The 15,202-nt window shown below is 74.6% G+C and carries 12 protein-coding genes and 1 other RNA gene; 7 read left to right on the forward strand and 6 right to left on the reverse strand.

Going from position 1 to position 15,202, the window contains the following annotated elements:
• Positions 1-74 precede the first annotated feature (74 nt).
• Positions 75-1,151, forward strand: coding sequence for an alcohol dehydrogenase catalytic domain-containing protein (locus ACIGXM_RS31500; RefSeq protein WP_396566908.1), 1,077 nt, complete (start codon positions 75-77; stop codon positions 1,149-1,151).
• Between the two features lie 81 nt (positions 1,152-1,232).
• Here ACIGXM_RS31500 and ACIGXM_RS31505 read toward each other — a convergent pair whose 3' ends face one another.
• The 3 genes from ACIGXM_RS31505 to ACIGXM_RS31515 all read right to left on the reverse strand — a co-directional run bounded on the left by ACIGXM_RS31505 (position 1,233) and on the right by ACIGXM_RS31515 (position 6,219).
• A complete protein-coding gene (locus ACIGXM_RS31505) occupies positions 1,233-1,382 on the reverse strand; it encodes a hypothetical protein (RefSeq protein ID WP_396566910.1) in 150 nt (49 codons plus the stop codon).
• A 281-nt stretch (positions 1,383-1,663) separates the two neighbouring features.
• Complete coding sequence (locus ACIGXM_RS31510) at positions 1,664-3,625, reverse strand: alpha/beta hydrolase family protein (protein ID WP_396566912.1); 1,962 nt, start codon at positions 3,623-3,625, stop codon at positions 1,664-1,666.
• Positions 3,622-6,219 carry a lanthionine synthetase LanC family protein gene (locus ACIGXM_RS31515; RefSeq protein WP_396566914.1) on the reverse strand — a complete coding sequence of 866 codons (2,598 nt, stop codon included), beginning with the start codon at positions 6,217-6,219 and terminating at the stop codon, positions 3,622-3,624. Before ACIGXM_RS31515 ends, ACIGXM_RS31510 begins: the two co-directional genes overlap by 4 nt.
• 568 nt (positions 6,220-6,787) lie before the next feature.
• Between ACIGXM_RS31515 and ACIGXM_RS31520 the strand changes: the two genes are divergently transcribed.
• Genes ACIGXM_RS31520 through ACIGXM_RS31530 form a run of 3 tightly spaced genes read left to right on the forward strand, consistent with a single transcriptional unit; the run spans position 6,788 to position 9,631 of the window.
• Positions 6,788-7,630, forward strand: a complete 843-nt coding sequence (locus ACIGXM_RS31520) for a Nif3-like dinuclear metal center hexameric protein (protein WP_396566916.1) — start codon at positions 6,788-6,790, stop codon at positions 7,628-7,630.
• 41 nt (positions 7,631-7,671) lie between these two features.
• The gene (locus ACIGXM_RS31525) at positions 7,672-8,415 is read left to right on the forward strand and encodes a zinc ribbon domain-containing protein (RefSeq protein ID WP_396566918.1); all 744 of its coding nucleotides are present in this window, start codon (positions 7,672-7,674) and stop codon (positions 8,413-8,415) included.
• A 4-nt stretch (positions 8,416-8,419) separates the two neighbouring features.
• Complete coding sequence (locus ACIGXM_RS31530) at positions 8,420-9,631, forward strand: bifunctional RNase H/acid phosphatase (RefSeq protein ID WP_396566920.1); 1,212 nt, start codon at positions 8,420-8,422, stop codon at positions 9,629-9,631.
• Between the two features lie 79 nt (positions 9,632-9,710).
• Here ACIGXM_RS31530 and yaaA read toward each other — a convergent pair whose 3' ends face one another.
• Positions 9,711-10,514, reverse strand: a complete 804-nt coding sequence (gene yaaA, locus ACIGXM_RS31535; RefSeq protein WP_396566922.1) for a peroxide stress protein YaaA — start codon at positions 10,512-10,514, stop codon at positions 9,711-9,713.
• A gap of 165 nt (positions 10,515-10,679) precedes the next feature.
• Here yaaA and ACIGXM_RS31540 point away from each other — a divergent pair, with 165 nt between their 5' ends.
• Positions 10,680-12,158 carry a DHA2 family efflux MFS transporter permease subunit gene (locus tag ACIGXM_RS31540; RefSeq protein WP_396566924.1) on the forward strand — a complete coding sequence of 493 codons (1,479 nt, stop codon included), beginning with the start codon at positions 10,680-10,682 and terminating at the stop codon, positions 12,156-12,158.
• Positions 12,159-12,170: 12 nt separating this feature from the next.
• Positions 12,171-12,567, forward strand: an RNA gene (gene rnpB, locus ACIGXM_RS31545) — RNase P RNA component class A.
• Positions 12,568-13,040: 473 nt separating this feature from the next.
• Here the strand turns inward: rnpB and ACIGXM_RS31550 are convergent.
• Positions 13,041-14,108, reverse strand: a complete 1,068-nt coding sequence (locus ACIGXM_RS31550) for a tyrosine-type recombinase/integrase (protein WP_396566926.1) — start codon at positions 14,106-14,108, stop codon at positions 13,041-13,043.
• Positions 14,109-14,441: 333 nt separating this feature from the next.
• Between ACIGXM_RS31550 and ACIGXM_RS31555 the strand changes: the two genes are divergently transcribed.
• A complete protein-coding gene (locus ACIGXM_RS31555) occupies positions 14,442-14,777 on the forward strand; it encodes a helix-turn-helix domain-containing protein (protein ID WP_396566928.1) in 336 nt (111 codons plus the stop codon).
• Between the two features lie 151 nt (positions 14,778-14,928).
• Here ACIGXM_RS31555 and ACIGXM_RS31560 read toward each other — a convergent pair whose 3' ends face one another.
• A complete protein-coding gene (locus tag ACIGXM_RS31560; protein WP_396566930.1) occupies positions 14,929-15,120 on the reverse strand; it encodes a hypothetical protein in 192 nt (63 codons plus the stop codon).
• Positions 15,121-15,202: the final 82 nt, after the last annotated feature.

Genomic DNA, 15,202 nt, shown 5'->3' on the forward strand with positions numbered 1-15,202 from the left:
GCGGGTGTGGTGTGCCGCCGGGGCTGGGAGGAGAATCCAGCCGGACAGTACGGGACCACTCCGGGAGGGCCGGCATGCGCGCAGCCGTTCTGCACACCATCGGGCAGCGGGAACTGGAGGTGCGGGACGACGTCGAGGCGGTCGGGTTCGGCCCCGGCCGGGTGCGGGTGCGGATCAGGGCCACCAGCCTCTGCCACTCCGACCTCTCCGCGATGAGCGGGGTGCTGCCGCAGCAGGCGCCGTTCGTGCCGGGGCACGAGGGAGCGGGCGAGGTGGTCGAGGTCGGCGAGGGGGTGGCGGACCTCGCGGTCGGCGACCGGGTGGCGCTCTGCTGGATGGCGCCCTGCGGCCGCTGCCCGCACTGCCGGCGTGGCCAGGGGCACCTGTGCACGGCCAGCCTGGTCGGGCTGGGCACCCCGTCGTTCCGGATCGGCGGCGGCATCGACGCCTTCGGCTTCTACAACACCGGTACCTTCGCCGAGGAGGTGGTGGTCGCCGCCGAGGCCGCGCTCAAGGTGCCGGCCGACCTGCCGTACGAGCTGGCCGCGCTGCTCGGCTGCGGGGTCACCACCGGGCTCGGCGCGGCGGTTAACACCGCGCGGGTGGAGCCCGGTGCCTCGGTCGCGGTGATCGGCGCGGGCGGGGTGGGCATCGCCGCGGTGCAGGGCGCCCGGATCCGCGGCGCGGGCCGGATCAGCGTGGTCGACCCGGTGGCCTCCCGGCGCGAGCGGGCGCTCGCCTTCGGCGCCACCGACGTGCTCGCCCCCGACGAGCTGAAGGCGGCGGCCAAGGGGCTGCCGTCCGGCGGGTACGACTACGTGTTCGAGGCGGTCGGCCGGGCGGAGACGGTCCGGGCCGGTTACGGCGCGGCCCGGCGCGGCGGCGCCGTGGTGGTGGTCGGCGCCGGGGCCAGGGACGATCTGGCGCAGTTCAGCATGGCCGAGCTGTTCTACAACGAGAAGCGGCTGCTGCCCTCGCTCTACGGCGGCGCCGAGGTGACCCGGACGATCGCGCTGGCGATCGAGCTGTGGCGGTCCGGGCGGCTGGACCTGGCCGGCATGCTCACCCACCGGGTCCCGCTGGCCGAGGTGAACCGGGCACTGGAGCAGATGCGGGGCGGCGAGGCGCTGCGGACCGTCATCGAGTGCTGAGCGTGCCGACGGCCCGCTGACAACCGAAACGCCGGGGCCCGGGTGCGGTGATCGCACCCGGGCCCCGGCGGAATCGGCGACTCAGGAGGCGTTGGCCCGGTGACGGCCGTGGGCGTCGCCCTCGGGAGTGTCGTCGCTGGCGGTCAGGCCCCGGTGTCGGCCGTGCGCGGTGTCCTCGGAGGTGGCCTCGTCGGCGCCGTGCTCGGTGGTGTCGGTGAGGGTTTCGGACATCTTCTCGTCTTCTTCTCCGTGCGGGTGCTGGGTGTGGTGCCGCGCGGCACCGCCGACCGCGGAGGTCGGCCGTGGGGTGTACCGACCGGCCCGGCAGGCCACGGGACCGCGACACGCCGGGCGGAGCACGCCCCGTCCGTCCGTCACCCTAGCGGCCGGGTCGGACGAAAGCCTATCGAGATCCTTACGGCCGGCCTAAGGGGCGGTACGGCGGGCCCGGGCGCGCGGCGGCGCGCGTGACCGTCGCGGGCGCACCTCGCGTGCCCGGGTGGCGGTGACGGCTACCCACCCGCCCGGCCGGTCCGCAGGAAGCCGGCGAGCAGCTCGTGCAGCACCGCCGCGCCCTCCTCGGCGAGCAGGTCGTGCCCGGCGCCGGCCGCCTCGACGTACCGGAAGTCGGCTCCCTCGACCCTCCCGATCCGGAGCAACTCCTGCCGCAGCAGGCGGGACTGGCCGATCGGGACCACCTCGTCCCGGTCGCCGTGCAGCAACAGCAGCGGCGCGCGGAGCAGGTGCGCCAGTCGCAGCACGTCGCGCGGCCCGAGCTCGTCGTCCACCGGTGTGGCGCCGCCCAGCCGGCCGGTCAGCGTCCGCACCGTCGGCGTGCCGTCGGCCAGCAGCCGGGCCCCGGAGAGGAAGGGAGCCACCGCCGCGCAGCGCGAGACCTGCCCGGCGGGCGCGTGGGCGGCCGTCAGCAGTGCCAGGAACGCGCCGTAGCTGATCCCGAGGAGCGCGGGCGGCTCCAGCCCCAGCGCCGACCGCTGCCCGGCCAGCCCCGCCAGCAGGGCGAGCAGGTCGGCCAGGTCCGGGCCGCCCCAGGCGCCGTGGATCGCCGCCGCGTGGGCCGGTCCGTAGCCGGTGCTGCCGCGCTGGTTGGGTGCGAGCACGGCCAGCCCGGCGTCCGCCATCCGTTGCAGTGCGGGGTCGAACTCCAGTCGCCAGGCGTCGGCCGGGCCGCCGTGCAGCGCGATCACCAGGTGCTCGCTGCTCAGCCAGGCCTCGCCGCCGTACACCACGGCCTCGATCGGTCCGGCCGGTCCGGCCAGCTCCAGGGTCTGCGCCGGGTGCCAGCGGCCGCCGTCGGGGCGGGCCGGGCTGCCGTCCAGCCGCCAGCCCCGGCCCGGCGCGGGCGGCCAGGGTTCGCCGCGCGGCAGTCCGGTCGGCAGCCGGGGCCCGCCGAGCGGGGCGAGCCGCAGCGGCAGCGGCGCGCCGACCGGCGGCCGGCCCGCCGCCCCGAGCAGCACGTCCACCTCCAGGGTGACCACCCCGGCCGGGCGGTCCGGCGCCGAGTACGGCATCCGCAGGCCGGCCGCCGACCAGTGGCCGACCCCGCCGAGCCGCCCGGGCGGCACCGGCAGCGGCTCCAGCCGGCCGCCGTCGGGCCGCCAGAGCGCGAGGGCGGAGGACGCGCCGTGGTCGAGCTGGATCGCCACCCGGCTGCCGGCGGCGGTCCGGGCGGCCGGGTCGAGCGCCACCGGTCGCAGCAGCAGGCCGGGGACGTCCAGGCAGTCCGGGAACCGCACCGGCTCGGCGCTGCCCAGCACGCCCCAGCCGAGCCGGTCGGTGCCCGGGGCGTCGCTGCGCAGCAGCAGCAGCCCGGTCGCCGGGTCGACCAGCAGCAGCCGGTCGTTGCTGTCCGCGGTGATCTCCAACAGTGGTGTCAGGGTGAGGAGTTGGAGGTCGAGCACGACGGTCTTGAGCACCCCGGCACGGACCCGGTCGAGCGCCAGCAGCCGGCCGTCGCCATCCAGCCAGACCCCGCCGCCGAAGGCGCCGGGGAACTCGGCGACCGCCTCCGGAGTGCCGCCGTCGCCCGGCACCAGCCAGAGCGTGGTCACCGGGCGGGTGTCGACACCCAGCGCCACCGCCACCGGGCCCCGGCCGGCCGCCGGCGAGGGCAGTGGCAGCAGGCACAGCGCGGGGGAGCGCAGGGTGACCGGATCCGGCTCGGCGGCGGCCGGGTGCGGGCCGCGCAGCAACAGCTCGTGCCGCTCGCCGGCGGAGCGGCAGAGCAGCACCCGGCCGTCGGGCAGCGAGTGCGGCCGGGCGTACAGGCTCTCGGCGCGGTCGCCGGGCAGTGGCAGGGCCGTCGGGTGAGCGGGTCCGGGACCGTCCAGCCGCCAGCTCTCCGGGTACCAGCCGCCGTCCGAGCCGGCCGCCAGGCAGGCGGCGTGCGAGCCGTCCGGGGAGAAGGTGAAGCTCAGGCGGCGCAGGACGGGGGCCGCGGTGCGCAGGACGGTCACGCGGTGGCTCCGGGGGTTCTGCCGGGGGCTCTTCCCGGGGTGCCGGGAGCTCCTCCGGGAGCGGGGGTGGACGGGAGGTCGAGCCAGAGCCGGGGGCCGCCGTGGCAGAGCCGGAGCAGGAAGCCGAGCGTGTCGGCCCCACCGCCGGGCTCGCCCGGGGGGAGTGGCAGCCCGTCCTCGTGCGAGGTCGCGCGGGAGGCGAGCAGCCGGCCCAGCCGCTCGGCGCCGGCCTTGAAGCGCTGCTCGCCGGTGGCCTCGGCCAGGTCGAGCAGGTACTCGCCGTCGCCGGCCGGGCCGTGGCAGAGGGTGCTGCCGGGGTACGGGCCGGGCGGATCCGGTTCGTCGAGCCCGTCCAGGACGGCCTGGCCGACCGAGAGCGCGACCGCGCGGACGGCCGGGTCGCCGGTGGCGCGCCAGAGCCGGACCAGGAACCCGCCCACCCCGGCCGGCCCGGCGCACCAGTGCGCGAGCCGCCTCTCGTCCGGCTCTCCGGTGCCCGGCGACCACCAGGCCTCCGGGCCGGCCGCCGCCCAGCCGGTCGCCAGGCTCCGGGCCGCCTCCGCGGCGGCGGCCAGCGGCGCGGGGTCGCCGGTGGCCCGGTGGGCGGCCAGCAGGAGCGCGCCGCGCCCGGCCGTGTCGGGGCCGAGCCGGAAGTCGCCGGACCTCGTGGTCGCGACCGACTCGCCCAGCCGCAACCGCAGGAAGCCGGTGCCCGCCGCGCAGTGCCAGGGTTCGGCGGGCTGGGAGCCGGGCCGGGGCCGGACCGGCGGCAGCCGGGTGGCGAGCCGGCGGGTCCGGGCGGCGAGTTCGCGGTCGGCCAGCGCGTCGGCGGCGTCCAGCAGTGCCCAGAGCGGGCCGGAGCGGCCGAAGTGTCGGCCGGGCAGCAGCAACGGCTCGGTGGCGCACCGCCGTTCGAGCCAGCCGGCGGCCGTCCGGGCGGTCCGGCCGACCGCCGCGCGCAGCTCGGGCGGCAGGCCGGGGGCGACGGCGGCGCGGGCCAGCACGGCCAGCGCCCCGGCCGCCTCGTGCCGGCCGGCGGTCGGGTCGGTGCGCTGACCGCCCGGCGGCTCGGGCCAGAGCCGGTCGGGGCGCTGCGGGGTCGCGGTCTCGGCGAGGTGGCGCAGGCTCTCGTGCAACACCCGCTCGGGCGACGGGCCGGCGACCGCCGGACCGCGCCGGGGGAGCGCGACGGCCCTGGGCGACGGGTCGGAGGTCGCGGCGGCCCGCGCCAGCTCGGCCCGCACCCGGGCCGGTGTCCAGCGCCGCTCCGGCTGCTCGGCGCGCAGGGCGAGCACGGCGCGCGCGAGCCGGCGCGCGGTCCGACCCTCTCGGGCCGCCAGCTCGAGCCAGCGCGCCAACCGCTCGGTCTCGGGGCGCAGCGGCGGTCGCTCCGCGGGCAGCACCGGGTCGTGGCCGGTGGCGAGCAGGAAGAGCAGACCGCCCAGTGCGTACAGGTCTGCCGTCGGCTCGGCCCGACAACCCCCGTACGGGACCACACCGTTCACGGTCGCCCGGCCGGCCGGGCGCTCCGGCGCGCGATAGCCCGGGGTGCCCGCCGGAGGGGCCACCGTGCCCGGCACGCAGGCGAGTTCGAGGTCCAGCAGGCGCAGCGAACCGTCCGGCCGGACCAGCACGTTGGCCGGTGCGAGGTCGCGCAGCACCAGCCCGGCCGCGTGCACCCGTTCGACCAGGTCGACCAGTGCCAGCGCCATCGGCCCGGCCGCCTCCCACGGCACGCCCGGCGCGCCGTCCCCGGCCAGTCGGGCGCTGACCCAACCGGCCAGCGGCCGGCCGGGGACGCGCTCCTGCACCAGCAGCAGCGAGTCCGTCCGCTCGATCAGCGCCAGTGGCCGCGGGGTGAGCCCGTGCGCCGCCAACTCGGCCAGCAGACAAGCCTCGTGGCGCAGCGCGGTGCGTGCGTCGAGCCCGTCCGGCCCGCCCGCCCGGGCCTGTCTGATCAGCACCTCCGCGCCGGTCCGCAGGTCCCGGCCGAGGAAGAGGTCGCCCCGGCCGCCGCGCCGGACGGCCGTGGTGAGCACGTAGCGGTCGGCGACCGGCAGCGGGCCGGCCGACCCCCTCCCCTCGACGGGGCCGGCCGGCCGCACCCGCACCCGGCCGGCCGCGGTTCGCTCCCCACCGGTGCCCGGCTCGGCCCGGGGCGCGGCGTACCCGAGGTGGACCCGGCTGCCCGGCGCGTACGGCCGGCCGGTGGGTGGTCGGGTCGGGCCCGGCAGGCCCTCGGTGGCCCGGTGCAGCTCGCCGGCCAGTCGGCGGGCCTGGGCCTCGTCGAGCGGGTGCACGGTGATGAAGCCGTCCGAACCGTCCTCGCCGGCACCGGAGTCGAGCTGCCGAAGGCGCTCCCGGTCGGCGGCGAAGCGGAACGGGCACGGGTCCTCGGCGAGCACCCCGGCGACCTCGGCGAGCACCTCGGCGGCCACCGTGCCGGCCGCGCCGACGTGCAGCGGACGGCCCGCCGCGGGCGGTCCGGCGGGGGAGCCGGGAGGACGGACCGTGCACCAGAAGCCGTCGAAGGCGAGCCGCCAGCCGCGCTCGGTGCCCCAGCCGGCGCCGCCGGTCAGGGCGCTCCGAGCCACCTCCGGCAGCGTGTCGTCGGCCGGCGTGCTCTCCGTCTCGCGCGCTGACTGGCCCGGCTCTCCGGCCGCCCGCGGCGGCGTGCCCACCCCCATCCGCTTCACACCCTTCCGCACGGGAGCAGGCCCGCACGGGCGGTGCCGAGGAGGCCGGCTGCTCCGGATCGATTCCCGGCCGGGGTCGGTTCCCGAACGGGGTCAGTTTCCGAACGTGGCGAGAGCGCCGGTCCCGTCCGCTTCGGTCCGCGGCCCCCGACCACCGGCGACTCTGGGCAACTCTCTTTCGCACCGCTGAAGTTACTGATCGTCTTCGGAACGGCTCAATGCCAACCGGGTCACTTCACCCGTAAGGGTGATCGAGGCGCGTTTTCACCCGTGCTTCCGCGATCGCCAGGAGCGCGCACCGCCCGGGTCGGCCGCGCCGAGCCGCGGTTCCGATCGGCTGTTCCGGCCGTCCCGGGCCGCCGGTCGCCCTCGCGCCCCGGTTGACGGGCGGCTGTGCGGTCGGTCGCACGGTCGCGGTGGCCGCCCGCGGCCCCGGCCGGGCCCCCACGCGCGGTAGTCTCAACGGGTGCCGAAACTGTCCGACGTCATCAGCCAGCTGGAAGAGCTCTACCCACCGAGCTGGGCGGAGTCCTGGGATGCCGTCGGCCTGGTCTGCGGCGACCCGGACGCCGAGGTGCGCCGGGTGCTGTTCGCCGTCGACCCCGTGCGGACCGTGGTCGAGGAGGCCGTGGCGTGGGGCGCCGACCTGGTCGTCACCCACCACCCCCTCTACCTGCGCGGCACCACCAGCGTCGCCGCGACCGGCTTCAAGGGCCGCGTGGTGCACGAGCTGATCCGGGCCGGGATCGCGCTGCACGTCGCGCACACCAACGCCGACCACGCCGCGCCGGGCGTCTCCGACGCGCTGGCCGAGGCGGTCGGCCTGCGGATCACCGGCCCGCTGGTGCCCGACCCGACCGACCCCGAGGGCCGCCGCGGTGCGGGCCGGATCGGCGAACTGCCCGAGCCGCTGCCGCTGGCCGCGTTCGCCGCCCAGGTGGCCGCCGGACTGCCCGCCACCGCCGCCGGCGTCCGGGTGGCCGGCGACCCGGACCGGCCGATCCGCCGGGTCGCGGTGGCCGGCGGTTCCGGTGACAGCTTCTTCGCCGCCGTCCGGGAGGCGGGCGTGGACGCCTACCTCACCGCCGACCTGCGCCACCACCCCGCCTCGGAGGCCGCCGAGGCCGCCCCGGTGGCCCTGCTGGACGCCGCACACTGGGCCACCGAGTGGCCCTGGCTGAACCTCGCCGCCCGCGACCTGGGCGCACTGGCCGCCAAGCACGACTGGCCGCTGGAGACCCGGGTGTCCACCCGGGTCACCGACCCGTGGACGGCCCACGCACCGATGCCGCACCCCGCCACGCACTGATTCGTCTCTGCTCGACCCCGTCATCCACAGGAGCCCCCCGCTTGAACGCCGCGCCCGCCGACCAGATCCGCCTTCTCGACCTGCAGGCCATCGACTCCAAGCTCGACCAGCTGGCCCACCGGCGCCGCACCCTGCCCGAGCACGCGGAGATCGACAAGGCCACCGCCGACCACACCGCGCTGCGCGACCTGGTGGTCGCCGCCCAGGCCCAGCAGGGCGACACCGCCCGCGAGCTGACCAAGGCCGAGCAGGACGTCGACCAGGTCCGCACCCGGTTCGCCCGCAACCAGCAGCGGATGGAGTCCGGCGCGGTCGGCTCCGCCAAGGACCTGGAGAACCTCCAGCACGAGAACGAGTCGCTGGCCAAGCGCCAGTCCGCGCTGGAGGACGTGGTGCTGGAGGTGATGGAGCGGCTGGAGAGCGCGCAGACCCGGGTCACCGAGCTGACCGCCCGGCTGGAGCACTCCGACGTGGTGGTGAAGGAGGCGGTCGGCCGCCGCGACGCCGCCTTCGCCGAGATCGACGCCGAGGCCGCCAAGGTCGCCCGCGACCGCGAGGCCGTCGCCGTGGTGATCCCGGCCGACCTGCTCAAGCTCTACACCCGACTGCGCGAGCAGCAGGGCGGCGTCGGCGCGGCCCGGCTCTACCAGCGCCGCTGCGAGGGGTGCCGGGTGGAGTTCGCGATCACCGACCTGAACGCCATCAAGGCCGAGCCCAAGGACGCCGTGGTGCGCTGCGAGAACTGCGGGCGGATCCTGGTCCGCACCGCCGACTCGGGCATCTGAGCTGATGGCGGCGCGCAGGCTGATCGTCGAGGCGGACGGCGGCTCCCGGGGCAACCCGGGGCCGGCCGGCTACGGGGCGGTGGTCCGGGACGGTGACACCGGCCAGATCATCGCGGAGGCGGCCGAGTACATCGGCCGCGCGACCAACAACGTCGCCGAGTACCGAGGCCTGATCGCCGGCCTGCGCGCCGCGTACGAGATCGACCCGTCGGCCACCGTGGACGTCCGGATGGACTCCAAGCTGGTGGTCGAGCAGATGTCCGGACGCTGGAAGATCAAGCACCCGGACATGCGGCCGCTGGCCGCCGAGGCCCGGACCGTCTTCCCGTGCGAGCGGGTCGGCTTCTCCTGGATCCCGCGGGAACGGAACAGGGACGCCGACCGGCTGGCCAACGAGGCGATGGACGCGGGCAGGGCCGGGCGGCAGTGGGAGCCGAAGGCGCGGCCGGCGGCTCCGCTGCCGGCGCCGACCGAGCCCGGCAGCGAGCCGGTGCCGCCGGCCGTCTCCGTACCCGTCCCGGCGCCCGCCGCCGAGACCGCCGCCGAACCCGCCGCGCCGCCGGTGGCCGGCTGGTCGATGGCCGGCGACGCGGCGCTGGCGACCACCCTCGTGCTGCTCCGGCACGGCGAGACCCCGCTCACCCCGCAGAAGCGGTTCTCCGGCAGTGGCGGCAGCGACCCGGAACTCTCCGCGCGGGGCCGCTGGCAGGCCGAACGGGCCGCCGACGCGCTGGCCGCCCGTGGCACCGTGCAGGCCGTGGTCAGCTCGCCGATGCTGCGCACCCGGCAGACCGCCGAGCTGGTCGCGGTTCGGCTCGGGTTGGAGGTGCGGGTCGAGGAGGGCCTGCGCGAGCTGGACTTCGGCGCCTGGGAGGGGCTGACCTTCGCGGAGGTGCAGCAGCGGTACCCGGAGGACCTGAACGCCTGGCTGGCCTCCAGCAAGGCCAAGCCGACCGGCAGCAACGAGAGCCTGGCCTCGCTCACCCAGCGGTCCGGGGTGGCCCGGGACAAGATCCTGGCCCGCTACCCCGGCCGGACCGTGCTGGTGGTCACCCACGTCAGCCCGATCAAGGCGCTGGTCCGGGTGGCACTGGGCGCCCCGCCGGACGCCGTGTACCGGATGGAGTTGTCCGCCGCCTCGTTCAGCGCGGTGCAGTACTACTCCGACGGCAACACCTCGCTGCGGCTCTTCAACGACACCGCCCACCTGCGCTGACGGCCGCCCGCGCCGACGCCCGCCCGTGCTGGCGGCCCACCACCCGGCGCAGCCCGGCACTTCGGCGCGGCCCGGGAGGTCAGTGCAGCTCGGTCACCACGACGTCGAGCTGCCACGGCTTGCGCGCGGTGCCCTGGGCCGCGACCTCGACGGTGTGCCCGAGCCCGCGCAGCAGGTCCACCAGCTCGCCGGGGGAGTCCGGCTCGGCGCCGCAGTTCAGCAGGTCGCGCACCAGCCGGCCCTTGGTCGCCTTGTTGAAGTGGCTGACCACCGAGCGCTTCCGCACCCCCGCCACCTCGCGCTCCTGGAGCACCCGCACGGTCGCGGTCCGGGCCACCAGCTCACCGGCCGGCTTCCAGGAGGCCGCGTACGCCGCGCTGCGCAGGTCCAGCACCAGCCCGTCCGCCTCGGCCGGCAGCACCTCGGCCGTCTCCCGTCGCCAGTAGCCGCCCAGCGCGCCCAGCGGCGGCAGCTTCACGCCCCCCGAGCAGCGGTACGGCGGAATCCGGTCGCCGATCCGCACCGCGCCCCACAGCCCGGAGAAGACCAGCAGCGAGCGCTCGGCCCGCGCGTACGCCGCCTCGTCCAGCTCGGCCAGCCCGAGCGCGTCGAAGAGCACACCGGTGTAGACCTCGCCGGCCGGCAGCGCGGCGGCGGTGCGCAGGCCGGCGTTGCGGGCGATCTCGCCGCGCAGGCCCGGGCTCAGCCCGAGTACCTCGGCGGCGGTGTCCTCGTCCCCGCGGCAGAGCTCCACCAGCGCGTCCAGCACCCTGGCCCGGGCGGCGGTCAGCCCGGGCAGCGAGAGCGCGTCGAGCTCCAGCGGCGCGCCCTCGCCGGCGGTGGCCTTGCCCTCCGACGGCGGCAACAGGACCAGGAACGGCATCGGTTTCCCTTCGGGACATGCGGGTCGGGACATGCGAGACATCGGTTCTCCCGGTCCGGAGCGTAGAGCATCGGCCATCCGCACCGGGACCGCGCCCGCGCGCCGGACGGACGGCCGTCCCGGCCCGCCGGCCACAATTCATCCCACCAATGCGACAATGGACGGGTGATCGAACCGACTCCTCAGCTCAGCCGGCAGCGAAGGCTGCTCATCCTCGGCATCTGCTGCCTCAGCCTGCTCATCGTCGGCCTCGACAACACCATCGTGAACGTGGCCCTGCCGTCCATCCAGCGGGACCTGCACGCGCCCACCTCCGGGCTGCAGTGGATCATCGACGCCTACACCCTGGTGCTGGCCGCGCTGCTGATGCTCTCCGGTTCGGTGGCCGACCGGATCGGCCGGCGCCGGGTCTTCCAGACCGGACTGCTGCTCTTCGTGGTCGGCTCGCTGCTCTGCAGCTTCGCGCCCAGCCTCGGTTGGCTGGTGGCCTTCCGCGCGCTGCAGGCGGTCGGCGGCTCGATGCTCAACCCGGTGGCCATGTCGATCATCACCAACGTCTTCACCGACCCGCGCGAGCGCGCCCAGGCGATCGGCGTCTGGGGCGGCGTGGTCGGCCTCAGCATGGCGCTCGGGCCGCTGCTCGGTGGGGTGCTGGTGGACCACGCCGGCTGGCCGTGGATCTTCCTGATCAACGTCCCGATCGGGCTGGTCGGCTGCCTGCTGGCGGCCCGCTTCGTACCCGAGTCGCGGGCCGCCCGGCCGCGTCGGCTCGACCCGGTCGGCCAGTTGCTGGCCGTGCTGGTGCTCGGCGCCGGCACCGCCGTGATCATCGAGGGCCCCGGTCGCGGTTGGACCTCGCCGACCATCCTCGGCCTCTCCGTGATCGCGCTGGCCGCCCTGGTGGCCTTCCCGCTCTGGGAGCGGCGCTGCCCGGAGCCACTGCTCGACCTGCGGTTCTTCCGCAGCGCACCGTTCACCGGCGCGACCGTCACGGCGGTCTGCGCGTTCGCCGCGCTCGGCGGCTTCCTCTTCCTCAACACCCTCTACCTCCAGGAGGTCCGGCACTACAGCCCGGTCGAGGCGGGCCTGTGGACCCTGCCGATCGCCGGCTTCACGCTGGTCTGCGCGCCGATCTCCGGACGGATCGTGGGCGCCCGCGGCCCGCGGATCCCGCTGCTGGTCGCCGGTGCCGCCCTCACCGCCAGCGGCCTGCTGCTGACCCGGCTGACCGCGCACTCCTCGGCCGGCCTGCTGCTCGCCGCCTACGCGCTGTTCGGCCTCGGCTTCGGCCTGGTCAACGCCCCGATCACGAACGCGGCGGTCTCCGGCATGCCGCGTGCCCAGGCCGGGGTGGCGGCCGCGGTGGCCTCCACCAGCCGCCAGGTCGGCCAGTCGCTCGGCGTCGCGGTGCTCGGCACGGTGGTCACCGCCGCCGTGGCCGGCCCGCTGGTCACCGGCTTCGCCCCGGCCAGCCACGCCGGCTGGTGGATCATCGCCGGCCTCGGTGTGGCCGTCCTGTTGATCGGCCTGCTGACCACCACCCGCTGGGCCCGCGGCACCGCGGCCGCCGTCGCCGCCCGCCTGGACCCCGAGCAGGCCCCGGCCGCCCCGGTCCGGCCCGCCCCCTCCGACCGGCTAGGATGACCACACGGCGGACGAGCCGGCCGGGCGGTCGCGTCGGGTCCCAGCAGGGGCCCGCCGAGGAACGTCCGGGCTCCACAGAGCAGGGTGGTGGGTAACGCCCACCCGGGGTGACCCGCGGGACAGTGCCACAGAAAACAGACCGCCTGCTGCTTGCAGGTAAGGGTGAAACGGTGGTGTAAGAGACCACCAGCGACCGAGGTGACTCGGCCGGCTCGGTAAACCCCACCCGGAGCAAGGTCAAGATCGGTGCCCTCGGGCACCGTGCGCGGATGTTCGAGGGCTGCTCGCCCGAGTCCGCGGGTAGACCGCACGAGGCTGTCGGCAACGGCGGCCCTAGATGGATGACCGCCTCCCCGGCGGCCGCAAGGCTCCCGGGAGACAGAACCCGGCGTACAGGCCGACTCGTCCGCTGCCTGTATTTCTGCAGGTCAGAATCTGTGCTCTGTATGCAAATTGATCATGGGGGCCATTCGGGGGCGAAATCGACCCCTCTGGCGGAGGCTTGAACGCCTGCGAACTCATCGTGGGTAATCATTTGGTCTCATGTTGTGATCATTGCGATCCCTCGCCTCGTCGGCTGGACAGGTATCTGGGACGTCTGCCCGATGCCGTGATCAGCGGTCGCTAGCGTGAACGAGTGCTGGTCAGATGGTGCGGGAAGTCGAAGGCTGGCGGGCGCAGTCGGGGTTTGCGCGCGCCGGGTGCCAGCTGCGGGGCACGGAGGCGGGGGCCGGAGCCCTGCGGAGGACGGAAACGCGATGGGCTTGTAGTTCAGTCGTTTTCGTCCCCGTCGTCGCAGATCATGCGGTTGTTCTCCGGGGCATCTCGCGTTGCCTGCAGGTGTGGCGGTCTCGGGCCGGGGCCTGTGTTTCCGCAGCTCGGCTATGTTGCCGGTCCGGTGGCAGTCAGCTGGATGTCTAGCGGTTCGGGGGATCGGAACGCGTTGCTGAACGCCGTTACCGTGACGCCTTCCACTGCCATCGGCGGGTGGGCGTACGTCTCCCAGGTCTGGGAGAAGTCGCCGTGCCTGGACAGGGCCTGGACGGTCTTCGGGTCGTGCTGGCCGCAGGCGCCGAGGACCGTGGTGTAGAAGTGCTTGAGGTCGTGGAAGCGCGTGCCCACGGGAAGGCCCGCGAGTCGAACGGTGGTGCGCCACTTCCTGTTCAGGTCACTGCGCTGTACTGGCCGACCGAATCTGTTGGTCGTCAGCAGTCCTTCGTCTTCGGGGCCGATGGTCGGCTGTCCGCACGCGGCACAAGGGTAGTGCGTGGTGGGGTGGGTGAAGCGGGCGTGGTGCTCTGACAGGCGCTCGATCAAGAAGGGGTCGACCGGCAGGGTTGCGTAGCTTGCCTTGGTCTTCAGCTTTGCCGCTCGGCCGCGCAGGCGCTGTTCGTCGATCTGTAGCAGGTCGGCCGCCCAGTTCACTCGGGCGGTCTTGAGGCCGAGTGCTTCGCCTGTGCGCAGCCCTGCGCATGCGCCGAGCCAGACGAGGATTTCGTAGCGGGGTTCGACCTGCCGCATGGCCGCTGCCAGCGCTGCCACCTGCTCTCGGTTGAGCGGGATCTTGACCCGCGGCTCTACGTCGGGCAGTTCGATGCGCGAAACGATGTTGGGCGGGAGCGGGACGTCCTCGTCGATCATGTAGGTGATCAGAATGCGCCAGGTCTTGAAGACCTGGACGACCGTGTGGTGGGAGTCGATGCCAGGCTTGTCGAGGAGGTAGTCGACGAATGCGGCGGAGTCTCTGCGCCGCAGCGTGCGGGCGACGCGCTTACCCGCAAACGGCAAGACGTGGTTGCGCAGGTGGCTGTCGTAGGTGTCGACGGTGTTGGCGTTCTTCTTGCGCCGCCGCTTGCGCTCGATCATCTGCGTGGCGAAGAACTCCACGCTGCGGTTGCCCGCGTCGAGGTGGCTCCAGGTGCCGTCGCGAATCGCCTCATGCACACGCACCAGGTACCGGTGCGCCTCTTCCCGGCTGGCGAAGCCTGGGCGGTGATGCCGGCCACTGGGGTCCGTGTACCGGGCCTGCCAGCGCTGCCCTCGTCCGTGGTCCGCTGACGGCAGCAAGAGTTGACTGTCGGCATCGCAAGTGCAGGGCGTTGCGCTGGTTCCTGGCTTCGGACGTCTCCGGTGCCACCGGTCAAATGGTGCAGGGTGCCCTCTTCCGTTTGCTGCGGTCTGTTCTTGGCTGCGGTGGTCGCCTGCGGTTTCTCCGCTCGTCTGCGGCGGATGCGTGTGAGGGTGACGGGGGCTTGGCGTGGTTCGCATGACCAGGGCATCCCCGTGACTCAGCGTGATTATGCACAGCTGTTCATGGTTTCGGGATATCGAAAACGGTCGAGTCGCGGTGTGTCATCCGGAAGCTCCGACCTGCCCGATCCTCAGCTGCTGGCCATCGGCATGCAGATCCGCCGACTACGAGAGGAAGGCGGATACAGCCTCGAACAGCTCGCCGAGCGTAGCGGCCTGAGCTTCCGCGGCCTGATCTACATCGAGCACGGGCAGCGTAACGCGAGCGTCCTCACCCTCCTGCGGATCGCCGCGGGACTCGATGTGCACCCTGCCAGGCTGTTTGACGGTCTGTCCTGTATGAGCTCTCCTGCAGAGGCTGGGGGTTGATGGCACCAGTAGCGATCCATTCCCTTCATGTCGCGGGAACGTGGAAGCGAATCAGGAGAGTGCCGCCCTTGCAGGCCTCGCGGGAACCGTCATCTGACGAGTCGTAGCGCGGGAGCGACTGCCCGCGCCTGAGTTTTCGTACGGGGCACTGTCAGTACCTGACGAAGCGGGCCGGTTCGTTGAGGACGTGGGTGGCGTGGTCGAGGTCGGCGAGCCGGGCGGCGAGGGTGGCCTCGGCGAGGCGCTGTGGCAGGGCGGCGCTGAATTTGAGTCCGTTCAGAGCCCGGGGGTCGACCTCTGGGAGGCAGAGGCGGTCTACGGCGTCGGCGGGAGTAATTGTCAATATGTGTGGATGGGCCGGTCTGGGTGATGCTTGTTTCGTCAGTCGGCCGTGAGGTTGCTCGGCTCCTCCCCGCGATACGGTA

Source organism: Kitasatospora sp. NPDC052896 (genome assembly GCF_044547075.1).
Classification (GTDB): domain Bacteria; phylum Actinomycetota; class Actinomycetes; order Streptomycetales; family Streptomycetaceae; genus Kitasatospora.